The following is a 23,505-nucleotide window of genomic DNA, read 5'->3' on the forward strand; positions in this document are numbered from 1 at the left end:
AACAGCCGAAGCGCCTCATCACCTGGGCCTGACAGCAGGCGGGTTCGCCCGTTTCACGTGAAACATCCGGTGGTGGCAGCAGCCGCCACCGGATGTTTGGGTTGAGGGCATGGACATCCACCTCGAACCACCGCACGGCGCCGGGCCTCTGGGCATCGGCATGACAGTCGACGAGGCCGTGGCGGTCGTGGAGCCCTGGGGTGGGTCCCGGGTGCGCACCTGGTCGAAGCGCGTCCTGGTGACGGTCCTGACGTCCTGCGACCTGGTGGGGGTAGAGGCGCTCCTGGAGGACGGGAACGCGGTCACAGCCGTCGAGCTGTGGTGCCCGGGCGAAGGGAAGGAGACCTCCACGCGCGTACTCCTCGACGGCGCCGACGTGTTCCGTACCTCCGCCGACGAGCTGCTGCGGGGTCTCGAAGAGCGGGGCCTCCCGGTGCACGACGCCGACGGCGAGGACCCGTTCGTCCCCGGCCTCTCGCTCGGCTTCACCCGCCGCACCTCCCAGGAGGTCAAGCGGACCGAGAGCGGTCTGCCCGTGTGCTTCACCTCCGTCCTCGTCGGCGGCGCGGACTACTACGCCCATCGGCTCTAGAGCCGGCACTCTCCCTCGTCCACGATGCGGACGGGGGGATCTGTTGCACCTCTGTTGTATCTATGCTGTGCGCATGCCATCCGCTCCCGCCAAGCAGGCCCCCGCTGCCGACCGCGTCTACATGCACGTCAAGCAGGCCGTACTCGACCGGCGGTACGAGGGAGGCACCCTCCTCACCGAGGGCGAACTCGCCCAGGCCGTCGGGGTGTCCAGGACCCCCGTCCGCGAGGCGCTGCTCAAGCTGGAGATGGAAGGGCTGCTCAAGCTCTACCCGAAGAAGGGCGCCCTCGTCCTGGCCGTCTCCGCCCAGGAGATCGCCGACGTCGTCGAGACCCGGCTGCTCGTCGAGGAGTTCGCGGTCCGCCGGGCCGTGCCCGCGTCCGCCGCGCTGATCGAGCGGCTCGAAGAGCTCCTGGAGGAGCAGAAGCGGCGCGCGGAGGCCGGGGACCTCGCCGAGGTCGCGATCACCGACCGCTGCTTCCACGCCGAGATCGTCCGCCACGCCGGCAACCAGATCCTCTCCCGCCTCTACGACCAGCTCCGCGACCGCCAGCTCCGCATGGGCGTCGCCGTGATGCAGTCCCAGCCGGACCGGATCGCCAAGAACATCACCGAACACGCCGAGATCCTCGACCGGATCCGCGCCGGCGACGTGGAGGGCGCGGCCCACTGCGTCCGCCAGCACCTCAGCTGGGTCAAGGTCCTGGTCCGGGGTGAGGACCGGTGAGCAGGTCCTACGGCTCCGCCGTCACCCTCCCCGGCGACCCTCCCGGCGGCCGCCGGGCCGCCCTCGTCTGGGGCGTCGGTGTCGCCGTCTACTTCGTCGCCGTCATCTTCCGCACGTCCCTGGGCGTCGCCGGACTCGACGCCGCCGACCGCTTCGACGTCAACGCCTCCGCGCTCTCGACCTTCTCCATACTCCAGCTGCTCGTCTACGCGGGCATGCAGATACCCGTCGGGCTCATGGTCGACCGGCTCGGCACCAAGAAGGTCCTGGTCATCGGGGTCCTGCTCTTCACCCTCGGCCAGCTGGGCTTCGCGCTCTCGCCCACCTACGGCACGGCGCTCGCCTCCCGCGCGCTCCTCGGCTGCGGCGACGCCATGACCTTCATCAGCGTCCTGCGGCTCGGCAGCCGCTGGTTCCCCGCCCGGCGCGGCCCGCTCATCGGCCAGGTCGCCGCCCTCTTCGGCATGGCCGGCAACCTCGTCTCGACCGTCTTCATCGCCCGCGCCCTGCACGGCCTCGGCTGGACGACCACCTTCGTCGGCAGCTCGCTCGCGGGTGTCCTCGTCCTCGTCCTGCTGCTGCTCTTCCTCAAGGACCACCCCGAGGGGTACGAGCCCGAGCCCGCCCAGCACGCCGGCGCCGCGTTCGTACGCCGCCAGATCGCCCAGTCGTGGCGGGAGCCCGGCACCCGCCTCGGGATGTGGGTCCACTTCACGACCCAGTTCCCTGCCATGGTGTTCCTGCTGCTGTGGGGGCTGCCGTACCTCGTCGAGGCGCAGGGGCTGTCCCGCGGCACGGCGGGCGAGCTGCTGACCCTGGTCGTGCTCTCGAACATGGTCGTCGGCCTCGCCTACGGGCAGATCATCGCCCGCCACCACAAGGCCCGGGCCCCGCTCGCCCTCGGTACGGTCGCGGCCACCGCACTCCTGTGGGGGACCACCCTCGCGTACCCCGGCGACCACGCCCCGATGTGGCTGCTGATCACCCTCTGCCTGGTCCTCGGGGCCTGCGGACCGGCCTCGATGATCGGCTTCGACTTCGCGCGCCCGGCCAATCCGCCGGAGCGTCAGGGCACCGCCTCGGGCATCGTCAACATGGGTGGTTTCGTCGCCTCGATGACGACGCTGCTCGCCGTCGGCGTGCTGCTCGACGCGACCGGAGGCAACTACCGGATCGCGTTCTCGTCGGTCTTCGTCCTGGAGGCGGTCGGCGTCGTGCAGATCCTGCGCCTCAAGGCCCGCACCCACCGCAGGGAACGGGAACGGCTCGTCGCGAGCCGCGTGGAGGCCGTGCACGTACCGGCCTGAGCATCAGCGGGGCGTCACCGGATCAGCGGGACGTCACCGCATCGGATGGGCGTCATCGCATCAGCGGGACGTTTCCGCATCAGCGGGGCGTCACCGCGAAGTTGTCGAGGATCGCCCGCGCCAGGCCCTCGTCGCCCTCCGTCTTGATCCGGTCGGCGACGTCGGCCGGCCGGACGCGGCCGCAGGCGAGCCGTACGAACGTCTCCCAGTCCGTCGCGAGCGTCACCGCCGGGCCCAGCGAGGGCGCGCCGTCGACCGAGCCCCGGCCGTCCGCGTCGACCCGCACGGTCCGCAGGAACTCCACCGGGCCGGTCACGTCGAGCACCACCGCCGAGGAGGCGGGCGCCCCGGCGTCCTTGGCGACGACCTTCGGGAGCGCCTCCAGGAGCACGTCCCGCGTGACGTGCGCGCCGGCCGAGTCCAGGTTGCCCGGCACGCCGAGCGCGGTCCGCAGGTCCTGCTCGTGCACCCACACGTCGAAGGCGCGCATCCGGTAGGCCAGTTCCAGGGACTGCTCGGCGCCGAGGGGGGCGCGGATCTGGTGCTCGGGGGAGCGGTTCTCGTTGCGGAGCTGCCGGGCCCGGCGGATCAGGATGTACTCCAGCTCCGAGGTCATCTCCGGCGCGGTGTGGTGCCGCCGCACATCGACCTGGACTTCCATGTAGCGGGCGAAGTCGCTGCGTACGTGGTACAGATCGCGCGGCAGGGAGTGGATCGGGCGCGGGTCGCCGAGCATCTCCGTCTCCATGCCGATGACATGGGAGACGATGTCCCGAACCGACCAGCCGATGCACGGAGTAGGCCGGTTCCACTCGCCCTCCACAAGCGGCTGCACCAGCTCGGCTATCGCCTCGATGGAGTGGGTCCAGGCGTCGGCGTAGTTCTGGAGGCTGGGATGGACGGTCACGGGACCCCTCGGCGGTTCTTCGGTGCGCGGGCTGAAAACACGACTGGGTGGGAGGCTCGGACGCTAAGTTACGCTGCCCGAAGGCACCCCGGCAGTGCTTTCGTGTGACGATCGTAGGCCGGTGTTGACGGCTCGAATGCCAGGACGGTGGTAGTGTGCGCGCCTCGCTGATCCAGATCGCGGTAGACCCGGACGAACCGGTCGACGACCGACGGGCCCGCGTGGCCCGTCTCGTACGGGAGGAATCCGGCCACGCCGACCTTGTCGTCCTGCCGGAACTGTGGACCGTCGGCGCCTTCGCGTCCGACCTCTTCGCCGCCGAGTCCGAGCCGCTGAACGGCCCCACCCACCGGGTGATGGCGGAGGCCGCGCGGGACGCCGGGGTCTGGCTGCACGCCGGCTCCTTCGTCGAGGCGGAGGGCGGCGCCCTCTACAACACCTCGCTGGTCCTCTCCCCCGACGGCGAACTCGCCGCCTCCTACCGCAAGATCCACCGCTTCGGCTTCGACAAGGGCGAGGCGGTGCTGATGGCCGCCGGGGAGGACCTGGTCACCGTCGACCTGCCGCACCTCACGCTCGGCGTCGGCACCTGCTACGACCTGCGCTTCCCCGAGCTCTTCCGCGGCCTCGTCGACGCGGGCGCCCAGGCCTTCGTCGTCCCGGCCGGCTGGCCCGCGCTCCGCCGCGGGCACTGGACGCTCCTCGCCCGGGCGCGGGCGGTCGAGAACCAGGCGTACGTCCTCGCCTGCGGCACCGCCGGCACCCACGCGGGCGTCGAACAGGCCGGGCACTCGATCGTCGTCGACCCGTGGGGCGAGGTCCTCGCGGAGGCGGGCCCGGACGAGGAGATCCTGCGGGTCGTCCTCGACCCGGCGAAGGTGACGACGACGCGCGAGCAGTTCCCGGCGCTCAAGGACCGGGTCCTGGGCGTCACGGCACCGCCCGCGCGCCGCGGCTGACGCCTGGGCCTGGGGGCGGGCGGCTCGGGCGGATGGGTGGTTGAGGCTCGGCGGCCGGCTCTCGGTGCCTGACGCCGGGCGGCTGAAGTCGGAGGCGGGCGCGCTGCGCGTCCGCCTCTAGTACTGGCTCTCCGCCCAGAACTGCGTGATGCGGGAGAAGCCCGCGCGGACCGCCCCGCCCCGGGTGAGCGCCGCGCGGTCCACCCCCGCGAAGATCAGCGCCAGGGACAGGTCCGCCGCCGCCGCGCGGCCCGCCACCGTCACGTCCAGCTGCCGTCGCTTTCCGCGTACGGACACGGTGACGCCCGGGTCCTCGGCGTCCGCCTCCCGGGTGAGCATCCAGGAGCGCCGGTTCACGGCCCACAGCCGGTATCGGTCACCGCCGTACCGCAGGTTCAGCCCCCGCTGCCTGGCGGTCGCGCCGAAACGATTCCGCGACACGTACACATGGGCGTCGCCGACGCGGAGGGTCGCGCGGTTCAGGGTCGGCAGCCGGACCACGTCCGTGTGGATGCCCCGCGCCTCGTACGAGGCCGGCGGGACCAGCCCGCCCCGCAGCTCCGACATCACCACCTCCGGCACCGTCCGGCGCAGCGGCGCTTCCACCGTGATCTCGCCGAACTCGACGGACGCGCCCTGCCAGCCGGCCTTCCGCTCGTACCCCTTGCCCTCGCGCCATGGGCGCAGCGTGAACGGCGTGACGGTGGTGTGCATGGCGCCCCCTCGGCCTCGTGCGTGCTCTTCAGACGACGATCGCATGGAGCGACGCGCGCTCCGGATCCGGGCCCGGAGCGTACTCCGCCCAGGCCGCCGCCAGCCTCCGTACCGCCTCCGTCAGGACCTCGGGCGGAGCGAGGAAGTGGAGCCTGAGGTGGCGGAGACTGCCGCCGAGGGCGTCGGCCGTGGCGCCCGGGAGGACGGCGACCCCGTGCCGGAGGGCGAGTTGGGCGAAGGAGACGCCGTCGCCGTGCGGGAGCCGTACCCACAGCGTCTGGCCGCCCGTCGTCGGCGCGCAGGACCAGGAGGGCAGCCGCCGGGCGAGCTCGGCCCTGAGGTGGTCGTGGCCCGCGCGCACCGCCGCGGTCCGGGCGGCGAGGACGGGGGCGAAGTCGTCGAGGAGGCGGATCGCGACCAGTTGGGACGGGAGGTCGCTGCCCAGGTCGTGGAGGGCCTTGAGCCGGGCGAGCCGGGCGATCAGCGGCGCCGGACCCCGCACCCAGCCGATCCGCAGCCCGCCCCACACCACCTTGCTCAGCGAGCCGACGGAGATCACCTCGCCGTACGCGGCGGACGGGACGCCGGAGGACGGGACCCCGGCCGGTGTCGTCGTCGCGTCCGCGTCGAAGGCCAGGTCGGCGAGGACCTCGTCGTCGACGAGCGGCACGCCCAGCGCGTTCGCCGCCTCGACGAGCCGGCGGGCGGCGAGCGGCGGGAGGACGGTCCCGGTCGGGTTCTGGAAGCGGGGCACGACATAGGCGAGGGCCGGACGGTGACGCTCCATCACCCGCACCGCCTCCGCCACGTCCACACCGTCGGGACCCACCGCCACCGGCAGCGGTACGGCCGCCGCCTCCCGGAAGAGATCGAGCGCCCCCGGATACGTCGGCGCCTCCACCAGCACCCCGTCGCCGGGCGCGAGCAGCAGCCGGGTGAGCAGCGAGAGCCCCTGCTGGGCGCCGGTGGTGACCAGGATCCGCTCCGGACCGGTCGGCACACCCCGCGCCTCGTACCGCGCGGCGACCGCCGCCCGCAGCGCCCCGAGCCCGGCCGGGTGGTAGCCGAGGTCCGCGTCCGGCAGGACGAGGGAGTTGTACGCCTCCGCCAGCTCGGGCGGCGGCTGCGAGGGCGCGGCGCAGCTCAGCAGGATCACGTCGTCGGGCGACTCCAGGAGATGCAGGAAGAGCGGGTTGGATGTCTCGGTCACCCGGGGCCGTTCCGGCGCGAGAGCCGCCCGGGCGACCCGGGTGCCGCTGCCCTGGCGCCGTACGAGCCGCCCCTCCTGACGGAGCGTGTCGTAGGCGGCGACGACCGTCGTACGGCCCACGGCGAGGGCCGCCGCGAGCCGCCGGTCCGGGGGCAGCGCGGCGCCGGGCGGCAGCGCCCCCTCGTCGATCAGGCGGCGCAGCCGGGCGGCGAGCAGGAGGTAGAGCGGGCCGCGCCCGGCGGACCAGCGGCCGAGCCGGGCGACCAGCGCGTCGATCGTGTGCGGGGAGAGGCTGATTGGCTCCATTGCCGAACCAATCTGCCGGGATTGGACCTGGGAAGGCAAACGCCCGGTCCGGAGACTGTCCGCATGAGCCACGCCGACTCCGCTTCCGCGCCCGCCGATTCCGCTCCCACGCCCGTCCCCGCCGCAACGTCTGCGCACCCCGAGGCGATCCGGCCCGAGATCCGCCCCGAGACCCTCGCCGTGCACCCGCCGCACGTCGAGATCACCGGCAGCAGGCCGCTCGGCGTCCCGCTCCACCAGGGCCACGTCTTCGCCTTCGACTCGGCCGACGCCCTCGCCGAGGCCTTCACCTCCCCCGACGCGTTCATGTACAGCCGGCACGGCAACCCCACCGTCCGCACCCTGGAGGACGCCGTGGCCCGCCTCGAAGGCGGGGCCGCCGGACTCTCCTTCGCCTCCGGCATGGGCGCGATCAGCGGCATCCTCCACGCCCTGCTCGGCAGCGGAGGCCATGTCATCGCCCAGACCTGCCTGTACGGCGGTACGTACGCGGTCCTCACCGACCTCGCCACGCGCTGGGGCGTCGACGTCACCTACGTCTCCGGCACGGACCCGGAGGAGGTCCGGGAGGCCCTGCGCCCCGAGACCCGGCTCCTCTACCTGGAGACCATCGCCAACCCGACCACCCGCGTCTCCGACCTGCCCGCGCTCGCCGCCGTCGCGGGCGAGGCCGGGGTGCCGGTCGTCGTCGACAACACCTTCGCCTCCCCGCTGCTCTGCCGGCCCCTCCACCACGGCGCCGACATCGTCGTCCACTCCGCGACCAAGTACCTCGCGGGCCACGCGGACGTCCTCGGCGGCATGGCCGTCTTCAAGGACCCCGAGCTCCACCGCAGTGTCCGCCGCCACACGGTCGAACAGGGCGCGTCCACCGACCCGTTCGCGGCCTGGCTCACCCTGCGCGGCATGCAGACCCTGTCGCTGCGCATCGCGCGCCAGTGCGCGAACGCCGCCGAGCTCGGCGCCCGGCTCGCCGCGCACCCGGCGGTCGCGGCCGTCCGGCACCCCGCGCTCGCGAGCCACCCGGACCGGGAGATCGCCGAGCGGCTGCTGCCGGACGGGGGCGGCGGGGTGATCTCGGTCGATCTCGCGGGCGGCCGGGAGGCGGGCCGGATCTTCGTCGAGGCGGTGCGCGTGGCGTCGCTGAGCGTCTCCCTGGGCGACGTGAAGACCCTGGTCATGCACCCGGCCTCCACCTCGCACCACCAGCTCGACGCGGAGGCCCTGGCGGCGGCGGGCATCGGCCCGGGCACGGTCAGGATCTCGGTCGGCATCGAGCACGTCGAGGACCTGTGGACGGACCTGGAGCAGGCCTTGGAGCAGGCCCTGGCGAAGGCCGGGTAGCGGGCGGGTCCCCCGCCGGCCGACCGGTTGGTTCAGCCCTCGCGCTCCCGCTCGGCCATCCGGATCACGCACACGGCCACGGCGACGAGCAGGGCCGCGTCCGCGTCCTCACGGACCACGTTCACGGCGTACGTCTCGCGGACGTGGAACCACTGGCGGGAGATGTGGGCCAGGAGTTCGCCGTCGTACTCGACGGTGAACTCCCGGTCCAGGATCCGCCCGCTGACGTCCAGTTCGGTGCCCTCGACGAGGGTCACCCGGTAGTGGTTGCGCAGGAGCGAGAGCCGCTTGCGGCGGATGCTCGCGAGGGGCTGCCCGTCCCGCTCGATCGTCATCGAGTCCCGCAGGCTGAACACCTTCTGGCGCAGGGTGATCAGCACCTGCCCGTCAGGACCCTTCAGCTCCAGGGTGTCGCGCAGCCGCATGGCCTTGCCGTCGACGAGGAAGGCGTGGCGGCCCTGCTCGTCCTCGATCCAGTAGTCGTCGCCGATCGCGAAGATCTTGTCCCGTACGAGGTATTTCACGCGGATATGCCTGCCCCAAAGCTTTGTTTCTCACGCGGTGGATCTCACGCGCCGAAGTAGCGGACGAAGGCGTCCGGAGTCGCGCCGAGCATCTCGCCGAAGGGCGAGTTCAACTGATGGATCAGCAGCACCGTGAACGCGATGAACCCGGACAGGCCCATCACCATCACCACATGGGTCGTGCTCTTCTTGATCCCGAAGAGGAACATGAACGCCAGCGTCAGCGCGCCGCCGATGAGGAGACCCGTCCACAGCACCGGGGAGAGCCGCTCCTGCGCCGCCGCCTCCCGGCCGCGCCGGGCGTCGTCGACGTAACCGAGCTGGGCGAGCACCTCCTGGGCCGCGATGTGCTCGGACACCTTGTCGGAGTCGGACACCTCGCTCGCGCGCCTCAGCTGTTCGAGCAGCGTCCAGCCGGAGGTGTCGAGGGGCTCGCGGGCGGCCATCGCCGGCCACTCGACGTCGACGACGTGGTTCGCGTACGAACGGGCCGTGTCGCGCAGCGGCTGCCGCCGGTCGGCGGGGAGCGCGTCCGCGAGCAGATACGTCTGGTGCAGGGCGCTCGCCTCGGCCTGGACGTGGTCGGCCGCGGAGGAGCGGGTGTCCCAGACGGAGACCAGGCAGAGGCCGAGGACGACGGCGTAGAGGACCGACACCATCATGGCGATGTACTCGGCGACGTCCTCGCGGGGTTCCTCGTCCTCGCCGACCGGGAAGAGCCTGGTCTTGACGACGACGGCGAGGGCCGCGACGAACGCGACGCCGAGGACGACGACCAGCGTCTCGAAGAGGGCCACGGTCAGCCCCGCCGGTTGCCGAGGAGCGCGGCGGCGATGGCCGCGGGGATCAGGAGCAGCAGCAGGATGATCACGATCCCGAGCTCACTCGCCTCCCGGCCGCGGCGCCGCAGCCGCCCGAGGAAACCTTCGTTGTCGAGGCCGGCGGCGCGGCGGGCGGAGGGCGGCGCGGTGCCGTCGGACCGCTGCTCGGCGGCGAGGGCGGATGATGCGAGGGAGTCGGAAGGGACGGCGAGGGCGGCGGCCGGGGGCGGCGGGGCCGGTGCCGGAGGGAGTACGGGAACCCCCTCGGCAGCGACACCAGGAGCCACTCCGGCAGCCCCAGCAGGCGCAGCAAGAGCAGCGGGAGCACCGGCAGCCCCAGCAGGAGCAGCAGGAGCACCGGCAGCCCCAGCCCCAGCCCCACCCACAGCCCCAACGGCCCCAGGCACACCCACAGCCCCCGCTGCCCCAGTCGCACCCACAACCTCAGCCGCCCCCCTGGGCACCCCGACACCCCCGGAAGCAGCAGGCCTCCCAGGCGCCCCACCGCTCCCCGCTGCCGCCTTCGGCTTCACCGGAACCGCCGACGTCGGGGTGCTCGCGCGTGACGGGAGGGTGAAGACGGCCGAGGACCGGGCGGTGAGGACGGGCGCGGGGAGGCGCTCGCCGCGGGGCCCGTAGGTGGTGATCCGGTCGCTGCCGGAGGCGACCCCGGTGCTCCGGTGGGTGCCCGGGGACCGCCGTACGACGGCCGTGCAGCGGGCCGAGGCACCGGGCGCGAGGACGGCGACGGCCCCGCCGCCCGCCCCGCAGTCGGTGGCACCGGGCGCGAGGCCGAGACCAGGGTCGCCGATCCGTACCGCGTGGAGCGGCCGGTTGCCGTGGTTGGTCACGGTGTACGCGACGGTGGCCGACCCCCACGCCACCGCGAGGCTCCGCCCGCTCCGTCCCGGGGCGGAGACGGTGACGCGTTCGGTGAGGCGGAGGCCGCCGGCGACCCCGACGTATCCGGTGCGGGCGGTCGCGGCGAGCCGGCGCTGCAGGGACGGGATGTCGCCCTCCACGCGCGCGGTGGCCCGGCGCACCCCGCCGACCGCCCGGAACCGGGCGACGCACTCCAGCTCCCCGAGCGCGGCGAGCGTGCGCCCGGGGCAGCGCACGGCCCCGGCGGGCACGGCCGGATCGACGACCCGGACCCCGTACAGATGGGCCTCCCCGCTGTTCACGAGGCGATACCGCTTCACGACCTGCGCCCCGACACGTACGGTCGGCGGCCGCAGCCCGCTGTGCCCCCGCCCGTTCACGGTCACGGTCATCCGCAACGCCCCGTCCCCGGCCCCACCTGCCCAGGCCGCGGGCAGCAGCCCGGGAAGGGCAAGACAGGGCAGGACGAGCAGCCCCACCAAGAGCCCACCGCTCACCCGATGGCGGTAATAGTCCGATGATCTGCTCGCGCGCTCGGCCATGCCCGCCATGCTGACCAGCCCCGCGCCCGACTCCACCCCCGGACACGCACCCCCGCCCCACCCGGCTCTCACTTTCCACCCGTACGGCACCCTTGACCCATGACCGACTCCGCGCCCGCACCCGCGCCCCGCCGTGCCCGTGTCCGCGCCCCCGAGCTGATCGGCAAGGGCGGCTGGCTGAACACGGGAGGAGACGACCTCACCCTCGCCGACCTGCGAGGGAAGATCGTTCTGCTCGATTTCTGGACCTTCTGCTGTGTGAATTGCCTGCACGTCCTCGACGAGCTGCGTGATCTGGAGGAGAAGCACCGCGACACCCTCGTCATCGTCGGTGTGCACTCGCCGAAGTTCGTGCACGAGGCCGAGCATCAGGCCGTCGTCGATGCCGTCGAGCGGTACGAGGTGCATCACCCCGTGCTCGACGACCCGGAGCTCGCGACCTGGAAGCAGTACGCCGTCCGGGCCTGGCCGACGCTCGTCGTGATCGACCCCGAGGGGTACGTCGTCGCCCAGCACGCCGGTGAGGGGCATGCCAACGCGATCCGGACGCTCGTCGAGGAGCTGGAGGCCGAGCACGAGGCCAAGGGGACGCTGCGGCGCGGGGACGGGCCGTACGTGGCGCCGGAGCCGGTCGCCACCGATCTGCGCTTCCCCGGCAAGGCGGTCCTGCTGCCGTCCGGGAACCTCCTCGTCTCCGACACCACCCGGCACCAGCTCGTCGAGCTGGCCGCGGACGGCGAGACCGTCGTGCGGCGGATCGGCGAAGGCGTGTTCCGGGAGCCCCAGGGCCTCGCGCTGCTGCCCGACAGCAAGGTCGTCGTCGCCGACACCGTCAACCACGCCCTGCGCGTCTTCGACCCGGAGACCGGTGCCATCGAGCTCGTCGCCGGCACCGGGAAGCAGTGGTGGCAGGGGTCCCCGACCTCCGGGCCCGCCCTGGAGGTCGACCTGTCCTCGCCGTGGGACGTCGCCTGGTGGCAGGGCAAGGTGTGGATCGCCATGGCCGGCGTCCACCAGCTCTGGACGTACGACCCCGCGAGCGGGACCGTCGAGGTCGCCGCCGGGACGACGAACGAGGGACTCCTCGACGGCCCGGCCGCCGAGGCATGGTTCGCGCAGCCGTCCGGGCTCGCCGCCACCGAGGACCGGCTGTGGATCGCCGACTCCGAGACCAGCGCCGTCCGCTGGATCGAGCGGGACGGCGACGGGTACGCCGTGCACACTGCCGTCGGCACCGGGCTCTTCGACTTCGGCCACCGGGACGGCGAGGCCGGTCAGGCCCTGCTCCAGCACCCGCTCGGCGTGACCGCCCTCCCCGACGGCTCGGTCGCCGTCAGCGACACGTACAACCACGCCCTGCGCCGCTTCGACCCGGCCACCGGCGAGGTCAGCACCCTCGCGACCGATCTCCGCGAGCCCAGCGGCGCGGTCCTCGTCGACGGCGACATCGTGGTCGTCGAGTCCGCCCGGCACCGGCTGACCCGGCTGCGCCTCCCCGAGGAGGCCGTCCAGGTCGAGGCGGTCGCCCACCGCACCCGGCGCGAGGCGACCGAGGTCGCCCCCGGCCGGCTCCGCCTCGACATCGTCTTCCAGGCCCCGACCGGGCAGAAGCTGGACGAGCGGTACGGCCCGTCGACCCGCCTCCTGGTCTCCTCGACCCCGCCGGAGCTGCTGCTCGGCGGCGGGGGCACCGGGACCGATCTCTTCCGTGAGCTGGATCTCGACCCGGAGATCACCGAAGGCGTGCTGCACGTCTCCGCGATGGCCGCCTCCTGCGACGACGACCCGGCCAACGAGTACCCGGCCTGTCACGTCCACCAGCAGGACTGGGGCGTCCCGGTGAAGGTCACGGAGACGGGTGTCGCCCGGCTGCCGTTGATCCTCGCCGGTATGGACGAGACGGTCTGATCGGCCGGATGTCTGGTCGAGCAGACGCCTGATCAACCAGGCGGCCCTGATCGACCGGACACTCCCTAGCGGACGAGTCCCTGGTTCCTGGACGGGCGCCCCGCGGCCCCGTCCAGGCACCCGGCCACCCAGGCCGCCGGGTCGTGGGCGGCCCGGGCGCCGCCCAGCCCCTGCCGTTCCATGAGCGCGCACTCCCCGGTGAGCAGGGACTTCGTGCGGGTGCCGTCGACGTCGTACCCGCGGATGCGGGAGGCCTGGACGAAGCCGCCCTCGTAGGCGATGTCCGTGGCCCACGGCGGCCGGTCGTTGTACGTGCCGATCAACAGCCCCGCCGCCGTCGCGGCGAGCGCGACGGCGGCGGTGAGTCCTGCGGCGAACTTCCCCCGGGAGGGGCCCTCATGACGATGCATGGGGACGACGCTGCCAGGCGGGACCTTTCGCGGATGTTTCGCTGAGCTCGGCTGTTCAGCGGAGCTCGGCTGCTTCGCGAGCTCAGCCCTCCAGGAAGGCGACCAGCGCGTTCGCGAGGAGGTACGGGTCGTCGGCGCCGCAGAGTTCGCGGGCGCTGTGCATCGACAGGCAGGCGATGCCGATGTCGAACGTGGTGATGCCGTGGCGGGCGGCGGTGATCGGACCGATCGTCGTACCGCAGGGCATGTCGTTGTTGGAGACGAACGACTGCCACGGCACGCCGGCCTTCTCGCAGGCGGCGGCGAACACGGCCCGGCCGACGCCGTCGGTGGCGTAGCGCTGGTTGACGTTGACCTTGAGGATCGGGCCGCCGTTGGGGCGCGGGTGGTGCGTCGGGTCGTGGCGCTCCGCGTAGTTGGGGTGGACGGCGTGGCCGACGTCGGAGGACAGGCAGATCGAGGCGGCGAGGGCGCGGGCGCGGTCCTCGTAGGAGCCGCCGCGGGCGTAGACCGAGCGCTCAAGGACGTTGCCGAGGAGGGGGCCCTGGGCGCCGGTGTCGGCCTCGGAGCCGTTCTCCTCGTGGTCGAAGGCGGCGAGGACGGGGATGTACTCCAGGTCCTCGCGACCCGCGACGGCGGAGAGGGCGGCGACGGCCGCGTGCACCGAGATCAGGTTGTCCATGCGCGGTCCGGCGAGGAGTTCGCGGTCGCGGCCCAGGTAGGCGGGGGCCTCGATGGCGCTGACCATGAGGTCCCAGCCGGTGACGTCCTCGGCGTCGACGCCCGCCTCTTCGGCGACGAAGGCGATCAGGTCGCCCTCGTGGACGTCGCCGAGGCCCCAGATGGGCTGCATGTGGCGCTGGCGCTCCAGCTTCATGCCGTCGTTGACGCCGCGGTCGAGGTGGACGGCGAGCTGCGGCACGCGCAGCAGGGGCCGGTCGATGTTCACCAGGTGCTGGGACCCGTCGCGCAGCGTGAGCCGGCCGGCGAGGCCGAGGTCGCGGTCGAGCCAGCTGTTGAGCAGCGGGCCGCCGTAGATCTCGACGGCGACCTGTCGCCAGCCGCGCGCGCCCATGTCGGGCTGCGGCTTGACGCGCAGGTTGGGGGAGTCGGTGTGTGCGCCGACGATCCGGTACGGGGTGTGCGGGGTGGCGCCCTCCGGGACGTACCAGGCGATGATCGCGCCCCCGCGGACGAGGTACTTCCCGCCCTTCGTCCCGTCCCAGGCCGCGGTCTCCTCGACGCGCCGGAAGCCTGCCTTCTCCAGCCGCTCGGCGGCGGTCGCGACGGCGTGGTACGGCGTCGGCGAGGCAGTCAGGAAGGACATGAGGTCGTCGGTGTGGCCGCGGTCGAAGGGGCCGGCGGTGGGACGGGAGGCTGCGCTGCTCATGGGTTCACCTTACGCAGGGACCGGAATGCGACGTGGGGGCCCCGGAATCCGGGCCGGGGACGGCGGAACGACCCGCCCCGGGGAAGCCGGATCAGGCAGCCCCGGGAAGGCGGAACGATCCGCCCAGGGAAGCGGAACGGCCCGCCCCCCTCCCCGGGGACGGGCCGTTCCGTTTGGACGTGGGGCGTTCCTCAGAACGCGGCCTCGTCCAGGTCCATCACCGAGTTGTCGACGGCCTCGGCGAGCGCGCGCTCGGCGGAGACGCCCGGCAGGATGTTGGCGGCGAAGAACTTCGCGGCCGCGATCTTGCCCTGGTAGAAGGCGACGTCCTTGCCGGTGGCGCCGGCGGCGAGCTTCTCGGCGGCGACGGCCGCGCCCTTGAGCAGCAGGTAGCCGACGACGACGTCGCCGGAGGCGAGCAGCAGGCGGGTGGTGTTCAGGCCGACCTTGTAGATGTTCCGGACGTCCTCGCCGGTGGCGGTGAGGTCGGTGATCATCGTGCCGACGATGGCCTCCAGGTCGACGGCGGCCTTGGCGAGCGCGTCACGGGCGCCGGCCAGGTCGTCGCCGCCGGTGCCGACCGCGAGGAACTTCTTGATCTCCTCGGAGAGGGCGTTCAGGGACGCGCCCTGGTCGCGGACGATCTTCCGGAAGAAGAAGTCCTGGCCCTGGATGGCCGTGGTGCCCTCGTAGAGGGTGTCGATCTTGGCGTCCCGGATGTACTGCTCGATCGGGTACTCCTGGAGGAAGCCGGAGCCGCCGAAGGTCTGGAGCGACTGCGCGAGCTGCTCGTAGCCCTTCTCGGAGCCGTATCCCTTGACGATCGGGAGCAGCAGGTCGTTCAGGCCGTGGAGCGCCTTGATGTCCTCGCCGGCCGCTTCCTTGATCGCGATCTCGTCCTGCACGGAGGCCGTGTAGAGGACGAGGGAGCGCATGCCCTCGGCGTACGCCTTCTGCGTCATCAGCGAGCGGCGGACGTCGGGGTGGTGCGTGATGGTGACCTTGGGGGCGGCCTTGTCCATGAAGTTGGCCAGGTCGGTGCCCTGGACGCGCTCCTTGGCGTACTCCAGGGCGTTGAGGTAGCCCGTGGAGAGGGTGGAGATCGCCTTCGTGCCGACCATCATGCGGGCGAACTCGATGATGAGGAACATCTGGCGGATGCCCTCGTGCTTGTCGCCGATGAGCCAGCCCTTGGCGGGGTGCTGGTCGCCGAAGGTCATCTCGCACGTGTTGGAGGCCTTGAGGCCCATCTTGTGCTCGACGTTGGTGGCGTAGACGCCGTTGCGCTCGCCCAGCTCGCCGGTCTCCCAGTCGAACTCGTACTTCGGGACGAGGAAGAGGGAGAGGCCCTTGGTGCCGGGGCCGGCACCCTCGGGGCGGGCGAGGACGTAGTGGAGGATGTTCTCCTCCATGTCGTGCTCACCGGAGGTGATGAAGCGCTTCACGCCCTCGATGTGCCAGGAGCCGTCCTCCTGCTGCACGGCCTTCGTACGGCCGGCGCCGACGTCCGAGCCGGCGTCGGGCTCGGTGAGGACCATGGTGGAGCCCCAGCGCTTCTCGACCGCGATCTGCGCGACCTTCTTCTGCGCCTCGTTGCCCTCGTTGTAGAGGACGCCGGCGAAGGCCGGGCCGGAGGAGTACATCCAGACGGCCGGGTTCGAGCCGAGGAGCAGCTCGGCGTAGGCCCAGACGAGGGAGCGCGGGGAGGTCGTGCCGCCGATGCCCTCGGGGATGCCGAGGCGCCAGTACTCCGAGTCCATGAAGGCCTTGTAGGACTTCTTGAAGGAGGCCGGCACGGGGGCGGTGTTGGTCTCGGGGTCGAAGACCGGCGGGTTGCGGTCGGCGTCGGCGAAGGACTCCGCGAGCTCGTTCTCGGCGAGACGGCGGATCTCGTCGAGGATGCTCTTGGCGGTCTCGACGTCCATCTCCTCGAACGGACCGGTGCCGTACACCTTGTCGCGGCCGAGCACCTCGAAGAGGTTGAACTCGATGTCGCGGAGATTCGACTTGTAGTGCCCCATGGCGACGGCTCCGTTAAGACTCGGGGAGGCAGGTTCTTCTTACACGTACCAGCGAGTAGCAACACGCTCTCTCCGATGATGCTACCCACCGGTAATAAGAAGCAACCCCTATCCGGTCATCTGTGACGTCAATCGCTGTCCCTGTGGGGGTGGCGTGCTCGATAGGCTGGGCCCCATGTACGGCTACGAGCAGAATCCGGGTGCCCAGCAGCAGTACGCGCCACCGCCCCAGCAGCAGTACGCCCAGCCGCAGGCCGACATGCAGGGTGGGATGCAGGGCGGCATGCAGGGCGGCGGGTACGCGCAGCAGCAGCAGGCCCCGCTCTATCCGGAGCCCTCGCCTCCGTCTCTCGCCGACGCCGTCCGCGCCTTCACGACCGGGACCCTCGCCCCCGAGGACTTCCAGCAGATCTTCGCGACGTCGAAGGTCTACTGCCCGCGCGGCGACAACCCCGGCTTCCTGGCCCTGCACAACACCCAGCAGCCGGTGATCCCGATGTTCACCACGCTCAAGGAGCTGCGGCGGTACGCGGGCAAGGAGTCGAAGTACTTCGTCATCACCGGCGCCGAGGTGATCGACCTGCTGCCGACCGGCTACGGCTTCGTCCTCGACATGGAGGGCGACCACCGCATGGTCTTCGACGCCAAGGCCGTGGAGCAGATGGTCGACTACGCGATGCGCAGGATGTACGGCTGACCGACGCTGGTACGTGTGGGGGCGCCCGGGAGGAATTCCTCCCGGGCGTTCCGCGTTCCTGGTGGCAAGAAGTTCATTGTTCAACTAAAGTGGATGTACAAGGTCGCACCCAAGGAGGTCCGGTCATGCCCGCTGTGACTGTCGAGAACCCGCTCACCCTGCCGCGCGTCGCCGCCCCGGCCGATGCCGTCTCCCGCCCCGTGCTCGCCGTCACCACGGCCCCGCAGGGCTTCGAGGGCGAGGGTTTCCCGGTCCGCCGGGCCTTCGCCGGAATCAACTACCAGTACCTCGACCCGTTCATCATGATGGACCAGATGGGCGAGGTGGAGTACGCCCCCGGCGAGCCCAAGGGCACGCCCTGGCACCCCCACCGAGGCTTCGAGACCGTCACCTACATCATCGACGGGATCTTCGACCACCAGGACTCCAACGGCGGTGGCGGCACCATCACCAACGGAGACACCCAGTGGATGACAGCAGGTAGCGGGCTGCTTCATATCGAGGCACCGCCGGAGTCCCTCGTCGTCAGCGGCGGTCTCTTCCACGGCCTCCAGCTGTGGGTGAACCTCCCCGCCGCCGACAAGATGATGGCCCCCCGCTACCAGGACATCCGCGGCGGCCAGGTCCAGCTGCTCACCTCCCCCGACGGCGGTGCGCTGCTCCGCGTCATCGCGGGCGAGCTCGACGGCCACGAGGGCCCCGGTGTCACCCACACCCCGATCACGATGATCCACGCCACCCTGCGGCCCGGCGCCGAGATCAGCCTGCCGTGGCGCGAGGACTTCAACGGCCTCGCGTACGTCATGGCCGGCCGCGGCACCGTCGGCGCCGACCGCCGGCCCGTCCACACCGGGCAGACCGCCGTCTTCGGCACGGGCGGCGCGCTCACGATCCGCGCGGACGAGAAGCAGGACGGCCACACCCCGGACCTGGAGGTCGTGCTCCTCGGCGGACAGCCGATCCGCGAGCCCATGGCGCACTACGGCCCGTTCGTCATGAACACCCAGGCCGAACTCCGCCAGGCCTTCGAGGACTTCCAGGCGGGCCGCCTCGGCACGATCCCGGCGGTTCACGGGATGGGCGAGTAACGAGGGGTACGAGTCGGGCGACGCGTACGGGTCGGGCGACGCGTACGAGCCGTCCGCGGCGTACGGAGCGGATGCGGCGAAGGCGGCGTGCGGAGCGTGCTGACGGGCGCTGACGGGGTGTCACCCGTACGGCCGTCAGCGCGCGACGACACGCCGACGGGCGTGGTCCGGTGGACAGGTGCAGACGACCGGAGCGCCGCTCCTTCCCGACCCCGCCCGTCGCTTCGCCGCCTGGTGCGTCGTCCTGCTGCTGGCCGCGGCGCTCGCCGCCCTCGGCATCTGGCTGTGCATCGTCTTCCAGACCGCCGTCACCCCCGTCCTCCTCGCGATCCTCGGCACCGCCCTCCTCCGCCCGCTCTACCGCCGCCTGCTCCGGCTGAAGGTGCGGAAGGCGCTCGCCGCCGCGCTCACCGTCGCCGCCGTCGTCGCGGTCGTCGGCGGCGCCACGTACATCGTCGTCCTCGCGCTCATCGAGACCGGCGACCAGATCGTCGCCTCGCTGCGGCAGGCCGCCACCGACATCGCCGAGCACTTCGGAGCGGCCGGGGCCTCCCTCGACGACCTCGCCAAGAACGCCGAGGGGCTCCTCAAGCGGTTCGGCGGCACCGCCGCCTCCGGGGTGATCAGCGGGCTCAGCGTCGTCGCCGAGATGATGGCCACCGCCGTCCTCGCCCTGCTCCTGATCTTCTTCTTCCTGAAGGACTCCGACCGGGCCATGGGCGCCCTGCGCTCCCTCGCCCCCCGCGACACCGCCGACACCGTGGAGGCCATGGCCCGCCGGGCCTTCGAGGCCGTCGAGGGGTACATGCGCGGCACGACCTTCGTCGCCCTCGTCGACGGGGTCATCATCGGCATCGGACTGCTCGTCCTCGACGTGCCCGGCGCGGTGGGACTCGCCGCGCTCGTCTTCGTCACCGCCTACATCCCGTACCTCGGCGCCTTCCTGTCCGGCGCCGTCGCCGTCCTCGTCGCCCTCGCCGACCGGGGCTTCGTCATCGCGCTGTGGGTGCTCGGCATCGTCCTCGCCGTCCAGGTCCTGGAGGGGAACGTCCTCCAGCCCTTCGTCCAGAGCAAGACCGTGCAGATGCACCCGGCCGCGGTCCTGCTCGCGATCACGGCGGGCGCGTCCGTCGCGGGCATCCTGGGCATGCTGCTCGCCGTACCGCTGACGGCCGCCGCGACCGGCGTCCTCGGCGAGCTGCGTTCGCGGTACGGGGCGCCGCGCCGCGCGGCGAGCAGTCCTGAGGCCCCGGAGTCCTGAGCCCCGGAGTCCTCGGACCCGAAGAGAGGGAGGCCCCTCCTGCCCCTCCTACGCGGCCGCCATCCCGCCCGGCTCGAAGGAGGCGAGCAGCTGTTCCAGGGCCACCTGGTCGGGTCCCACGAACGGGTCGGAGTCGGGGGCGAGCGCGATCGTCTCCAGCATCCGGTCGGTCATCCGCACGGCCGGCGGCAGATGCGTGCACAGCACGATCTCCGGGTTCATCTCCCGCAGCGGAGCGATCGTCGCCCGGTACTTCTCCGCGTCCACGATGTGCACCCACGGGCTGTCGATCGTCGCCCACAGCAGCTGCGCGCCCCGCAGCTCCTCCGGCTTGAGGTCGCTCGCGTGCCCGCTCTCCGCGATCTCCACGCTCGGCATGGGGCCGCCGAAGCAGTCGGAGCTGAAGCAGATCCGGGTCCTGTCGTCGTAGAAGCCGACGGTCGCGGGGTTGTCGAAGAGCGGCGGCCGGAAGGCGTGCAGGGTGCGGTCGCCGACGTCGAGGGACTGGCCCGGGTTGAGGAAGTACACGCGGTTCATGGGCAGGGGCCGCTCGGTCGTCATGATGCCCGCGCCGACGAAGGTGGTGATCACGCGCGCGTGCGGGGCGGCGTCGAGCAGGTCGAAGATCCCGCCCGTGTGGTCGCGGTCGGGGTGGGTGAGCCAGATCCAGCGCACGTCGGCCGGGTCCATGACCTCGCCGAGCGAGGCGACGAAGTCGCGGTCCTCGACGGAGAGGCCGGTGTCGACGACGACCGGTTCGGCGGCGGTCAGGACGAAGGCGTTGGCGGGGATGTAGCCGACCCCCGGGGCTTCGAGACTGTCGGCGATCACGGTGGTGTCGCTGCCGACCTTGTGGGTGTCCATGGCGTGCTCCGTGGTCCCCCCGGCGGCCGTACGACACCAGTCTGCGCCGCACGGCGGGGCCGCGCGCGCCGGGCTCCGGGACGGGCGGGCTGCCCGGGAGGTGCCCCAGAAGGTCCCGGGAGGTTCCTCAGAAGGTCCCGGGTGTCCCTCGGAAGGTCCCGGGAGGGCCGTCAGAAGGTGCTGGGCGGCAGCGGCAGGGGCAGCCCGGGCAGGCCGTCGATGCTCTGCGCGATGTGGTCCTTCTTGGCGAAGTACGCGCTCAGCGAGGCGTCGTCCTCGCGCGCGAAGCGCTTGCCGTGCAGGTCGCGGTCCTCGTCGTACGACATGAAGGGCACCCCGTATCCGCAGGAGTCGCGGACGAGTTCGGCCGTCACCACGATGATCGCGCGCAGCCCGTGCAGGCTCGGGTCGATGTCCGGGAAGTGCGCGAGCAGTTCCGGGAAGCGCGGGTCGTCACGGAAGACGGGCTCGCCCCGGCCGTGCACCCGGACGATGTTGGGCGGTCCCTGGAAGGCGCACCACATCACCGTGATCCGGCCGTTCTCGCGCAGGTGCGCGACGGTCTCGGCGGTGCTGCCGGCGAAGTCGAGGTAGGCGATGCGCTGCTCGTCGAGCACCGCGAAGGAGCCCTTGAGGCCCTTGGGGGAGAGGTTGACCGTGCCGTCGCCGTCCAGCGGGGCCGTCGCGGTGAAGAAGATCGGCTGCTGCTCTATGAAGGTGCGCAGGCGGCCGTCGATGCGTTCGTAAGTCTTTCCTATGCCTAAGGATTATGTTCCTTGATCCTTCGCCTGTCTAACGACCGAGTCCCGGAAGCCCCGCAGCCGTCGGCTCGTTCAGTTCGAACCAGATCGACTTGCCCTCGCCCCGCGGGGCAAAGCCCCACGCGTCCGCCAGCATCTCCATCAGCAGCAGACCGCGGCCGCTCGACGCCATCTCGCCCGGGTGCCGCTTGTGCGGCAGCTCGTCGCTCTGGTCGGAGACCTCGACCCGCAGCCGCCGCGACCGCTCGCCGCACGCGACCTCGGCGATCAGGAGCGCGTCGCCGTCCGTGTGGACGAGGACGTTCGTGACCATCTCGGAGACCATCAGGACCGCCGAGTCGAGCTGGTCCTCGTCCGTCCAGTCGTGCAGCAGCTGGCGCAGCTGCTCGCGGGCCTCGGCGATCCGCTCCGGCTCCGCCTGGGCGATCGTCATCAGGGTGCGGCGCGGCGCCTCCACCGCCGGACCCGCGGGCCGCCGGGAGAGCAGCAGGACCGCGATGTCGTCCTCGCGGCGGTCGGCGAGCGGCCCCGTCGTGTGGTGCGAGCCGGGGCCGTGGACGGCCTCGACGAGGGTGTCGGCGAGCTGCTCCAGGTCCTCGCCGTCATGGGACTCCAGGAGCTCCTTGACCCGGTCCCAGCCGCTGTCCAGGTCGTGCCCGCCGGTCTCCAGGAGGCCGTCGGTGCAGATCATCAGGGTCTCGCCGGGCTCCAGGGCGAGCCGGGTCGTGGGGTAGTCGGTGTCGGGTTCGATGCCGAGCGGCAGGCCGCCGGCCGTGGGCCTCAGGAGAACCGTTCCGTCGTTCATCCGTACCGCCGGGTCCGGATGCCCCGCCCGCGCGATGTCGACCGTGCCCGTCTCCAGGTCGACCTCCAGATAGAGGCAGGTCGCGAAGCGCGGGCCGCCGTTCTCCGTGTCCTCGCCGTCGGTGACGCCGTACAGGAAGCGCGAGGCGCGCGAGAGCACCGCGTCCGGCCGGTGGCCCTCGGAGGCGTACGCGCGCAGGGCGATCCGCAGCTGCCCCATCAGGCCCGCCGCCCGCACGTCATGGCCCTGGACGTCGCCGATGACCAGGGCGATGCGCCCGGAGCCGCGCCCGCCGGTGCGGGTGGTGCCGCCGGGCAGCCGGATCATGTCGTACCAGTCGCCGCCGACCTGCAGCCCGCCGCCGGTCGGCACGTACCGTGCGGCGACCTGGATGCCGGGGATGCCGGGTCCGAGGACCGGCATCATCGTCCGCTGGAGCCCGAGCGACAGCTCGCGCTCCGACTCGGCCACGCCGGCGCGCGCGAGGGCCTGCGCGAGCATCCGCGCGACCGTCGTGAGCACCGAGCGCTCGTCGGGCGTGAAGGCGACCGGGTGCTTGAAGGCGGCCATCCAGGCGCCCATCGTGCGCCCGGCGACGACGAGCGGCACGAAGGCCCAGGAGCGGCGGCCGAAGCGCTGGGCGAGCGGCCAGGTCATGGGGTAGCGGCGCAGGTACTCGTCGGGTGTCGGCAGATAGATCGCGCGCCCGGTCCGTACGACCTCGGCCGCCGGGTAGTCGGTGTCCATGCCCATCGACGAGAACGGTCCCTCGTCGCCCTGGCTGTGCCCGTGGTGGCCGATGACGGTCAGCCGGTCGCCGGCCACGCCGAAGACGGCGAGCCCGTCCGGCGAGAAGCCCGGCATGGACAGGGAGGCCGCCACCCGCAGCACCTCGGCCGTCGAGCGGGCCTCGGCGAGGGCTCGTCCCGCGTCGAGCAGGAAGGCCTCGCGGGAGCGGCGCCAGTCGCCGGTGATCGGGGTGTGCGCGGCGGTCCCGGGCTGCTGCTCGGCGACCTCCTGGAGGGTGCCGACGAGCTGGTAGTCGTTGCCCTCGATGAGCGGCTTGGACCTGCTGCGTACGGTACGGATCACCCGGCCGCGCTCGTCCATGATCCGCAGCCGGGCCTCGGCGAGGGTGCCTTCCGCGACGGCCAGGTTGACGACCCCGTCGATCTCGTTCCAGTCGACCGGGTGAAATCGGGACCGTACGGCCGCCTCGGTGAGCCGCACCGACTCGGCGGGCAGCCCGAGCAGCCGGGCCGCCTCGGCGTCGAGCGAGACGATCCCGGACGCGTTGTCCCAGCGCCACAGGCCGGTCGCGATCGCGGCCAGGACGTCCTCGGTGCGCATTGCCCCACTTTATGAATATCGGACAGCAGGTCGCCACTGAGAGTATTCGAAAAGGGATCATGGGGCGGCCGGTACTCTGGGTGGGTCTGCCCGCGTGTCCTGTGACATCTGTGAC

Annotated in this window: 21 protein-coding genes; 9 read left to right on the forward strand and 12 right to left on the reverse strand. The window is 72.1% G+C overall.

The window, feature by feature from the left end:
- Positions 1-109: 109 nt before the first annotated feature.
- From SGA01_RS33565 to SGA01_RS33575, 3 genes are all read left to right on the forward strand, one after another.
- On the forward strand, positions 110-592 hold the full coding sequence (locus tag SGA01_RS33565; RefSeq protein WP_141301427.1) for a hypothetical protein: 483 nt from the start codon (positions 110-112) through the stop codon (positions 590-592).
- A gap of 73 nt (positions 593-665) precedes the next feature.
- Complete coding sequence (locus SGA01_RS33570; protein ID WP_174867601.1) at positions 666-1,319, forward strand: GntR family transcriptional regulator; 654 nt, start codon at positions 666-668, stop codon at positions 1,317-1,319.
- Positions 1,316-2,626, forward strand: a complete 1,311-nt coding sequence (locus tag SGA01_RS33575; protein ID WP_055642512.1) for an MFS transporter — start codon at positions 1,316-1,318, stop codon at positions 2,624-2,626. Before SGA01_RS33570 ends, SGA01_RS33575 begins: the two co-directional genes overlap by 4 nt.
- A gap of 79 nt (positions 2,627-2,705) precedes the next feature.
- Here the strand turns inward: SGA01_RS33575 and SGA01_RS33580 are convergent, their stop codons facing one another.
- Positions 2,706-3,533 carry a maleylpyruvate isomerase family mycothiol-dependent enzyme gene (locus tag SGA01_RS33580; protein WP_141301429.1) on the reverse strand — a complete coding sequence of 276 codons (828 nt, stop codon included), beginning with the start codon at positions 3,531-3,533 and terminating at the stop codon, positions 2,706-2,708.
- Positions 3,534-3,688: 155 nt separating this feature from the next.
- On the opposite strand from SGA01_RS33580, the gene SGA01_RS33585 reads away from it, so the two are divergent.
- On the forward strand, positions 3,689-4,492 hold the full coding sequence (locus tag SGA01_RS33585) for a carbon-nitrogen family hydrolase (protein WP_141301431.1): 804 nt from the start codon (positions 3,689-3,691) through the stop codon (positions 4,490-4,492).
- A gap of 117 nt (positions 4,493-4,609) precedes the next feature.
- Here the strand turns inward: SGA01_RS33585 and SGA01_RS33590 are convergent, their stop codons facing one another.
- Together SGA01_RS33590 and SGA01_RS33595 are read right to left on the reverse strand one after the other, a co-directional pair.
- Complete coding sequence (locus tag SGA01_RS33590; RefSeq protein ID WP_141301433.1) at positions 4,610-5,206, reverse strand: hypothetical protein; 597 nt, start codon at positions 5,204-5,206, stop codon at positions 4,610-4,612.
- A gap of 28 nt (positions 5,207-5,234) precedes the next feature.
- Positions 5,235-6,722 carry an aminotransferase-like domain-containing protein gene (locus SGA01_RS33595; protein WP_141301435.1) on the reverse strand — a complete coding sequence of 496 codons (1,488 nt, stop codon included), beginning with the start codon at positions 6,720-6,722 and terminating at the stop codon, positions 5,235-5,237.
- A 63-nt stretch (positions 6,723-6,785) separates the two neighbouring features.
- Between SGA01_RS33595 and SGA01_RS33600 the strand changes: the two genes are divergently transcribed.
- Complete coding sequence (locus SGA01_RS33600) at positions 6,786-8,066, forward strand: trans-sulfuration enzyme family protein (protein ID WP_141301437.1); 1,281 nt, start codon at positions 6,786-6,788, stop codon at positions 8,064-8,066.
- Positions 8,067-8,098: 32 nt separating this feature from the next.
- On the opposite strand, the gene SGA01_RS33605 is transcribed toward SGA01_RS33600, so the two are convergent.
- Genes SGA01_RS33605 through SGA01_RS41270 form a run of 3 tightly spaced genes read right to left on the reverse strand, consistent with a single transcriptional unit; the run spans position 8,099 to position 10,790 of the window.
- A complete protein-coding gene (locus SGA01_RS33605) occupies positions 8,099-8,590 on the reverse strand; it encodes an LURP-one-related/scramblase family protein (protein WP_141301439.1) in 492 nt (163 codons plus the stop codon).
- Between the two features lie 44 nt (positions 8,591-8,634).
- Complete coding sequence (locus tag SGA01_RS33610; RefSeq protein WP_141301441.1) at positions 8,635-9,387, reverse strand: bestrophin-like domain; 753 nt, start codon at positions 9,385-9,387, stop codon at positions 8,635-8,637.
- Positions 9,388-9,389: 2 nt separating this feature from the next.
- A complete protein-coding gene (locus SGA01_RS41270) occupies positions 9,390-10,790 on the reverse strand; it encodes a hypothetical protein (protein WP_167534236.1) in 1,401 nt (466 codons plus the stop codon).
- A 144-nt stretch (positions 10,791-10,934) separates the two neighbouring features.
- Between SGA01_RS41270 and SGA01_RS33615 the strand changes: the two genes are divergently transcribed.
- The gene (locus SGA01_RS33615; RefSeq protein ID WP_141301443.1) at positions 10,935-12,743 is read left to right on the forward strand and encodes an NHL domain-containing thioredoxin family protein; all 1,809 of its coding nucleotides are present in this window, start codon (positions 10,935-10,937) and stop codon (positions 12,741-12,743) included.
- 65 nt (positions 12,744-12,808) lie between these two features.
- Here SGA01_RS33615 and SGA01_RS33620 read toward each other — a convergent pair whose 3' ends face one another.
- The 3 genes from SGA01_RS33620 to SGA01_RS33630 all read right to left on the reverse strand — a co-directional run bounded on the left by SGA01_RS33620 (position 12,809) and on the right by SGA01_RS33630 (position 16,564).
- Positions 12,809-13,153 carry a hypothetical protein gene (locus tag SGA01_RS33620; RefSeq protein ID WP_055642523.1) on the reverse strand — a complete coding sequence of 115 codons (345 nt, stop codon included), beginning with the start codon at positions 13,151-13,153 and terminating at the stop codon, positions 12,809-12,811.
- Positions 13,154-13,235: 82 nt separating this feature from the next.
- Entirely contained in the window at positions 13,236-14,543 is a 1,308-nt protein-coding gene (locus SGA01_RS33625; protein WP_141301445.1) for a M18 family aminopeptidase, read from the reverse strand.
- Positions 14,544-14,734: 191 nt separating this feature from the next.
- Positions 14,735-16,564, reverse strand: coding sequence for an acyl-CoA dehydrogenase (locus SGA01_RS33630; RefSeq protein ID WP_141301447.1), 1,830 nt, complete (start codon positions 16,562-16,564; stop codon positions 14,735-14,737).
- Between the two features lie 175 nt (positions 16,565-16,739).
- Here SGA01_RS33630 and SGA01_RS33635 point away from each other — a divergent pair, with 175 nt between their 5' ends.
- The 3 genes from SGA01_RS33635 (at position 16,740) to SGA01_RS33645 (ending at position 19,610) form a co-directional block, all read left to right on the forward strand.
- Positions 16,740-17,261, forward strand: a complete 522-nt coding sequence (locus SGA01_RS33635) for an SseB family protein (protein WP_141301450.1) — start codon at positions 16,740-16,742, stop codon at positions 17,259-17,261.
- Positions 17,262-17,386: 125 nt separating this feature from the next.
- On the forward strand, positions 17,387-18,349 hold the full coding sequence (locus SGA01_RS33640; RefSeq protein ID WP_055642527.1) for a pirin family protein: 963 nt from the start codon (positions 17,387-17,389) through the stop codon (positions 18,347-18,349).
- Positions 18,350-18,527: 178 nt separating this feature from the next.
- A complete protein-coding gene (locus tag SGA01_RS33645) occupies positions 18,528-19,610 on the forward strand; it encodes an AI-2E family transporter (RefSeq protein WP_141301451.1) in 1,083 nt (360 codons plus the stop codon).
- 48 nt (positions 19,611-19,658) lie between these two features.
- On the opposite strand, the gene SGA01_RS33650 is transcribed toward SGA01_RS33645, so the two are convergent.
- The 3 genes from SGA01_RS33650 to SGA01_RS33660 form a co-directional block, all read right to left on the reverse strand.
- A complete protein-coding gene (locus tag SGA01_RS33650; RefSeq protein WP_141301453.1) occupies positions 19,659-20,474 on the reverse strand; it encodes an MBL fold metallo-hydrolase in 816 nt (271 codons plus the stop codon).
- Between the two features lie 170 nt (positions 20,475-20,644).
- Positions 20,645-21,232, reverse strand: coding sequence for a pyridoxamine 5'-phosphate oxidase family protein (locus tag SGA01_RS33655; RefSeq protein ID WP_055642530.1), 588 nt, complete (start codon positions 21,230-21,232; stop codon positions 20,645-20,647).
- 34 nt (positions 21,233-21,266) lie between these two features.
- The gene (locus SGA01_RS33660) at positions 21,267-23,390 is read right to left on the reverse strand and encodes a SpoIIE family protein phosphatase (RefSeq protein WP_141301455.1); all 2,124 of its coding nucleotides are present in this window, start codon (positions 23,388-23,390) and stop codon (positions 21,267-21,269) included.
- Positions 23,391-23,505 lie beyond the last annotated feature (115 nt).

Origin of the sequence: Streptomyces gardneri (assembly GCF_006539185.1) — a bacterium.
In the GTDB taxonomy this organism is placed as follows: Bacteria; Actinomycetota; Actinomycetes; order Streptomycetales; family Streptomycetaceae; genus Streptomyces; species Streptomyces gardneri.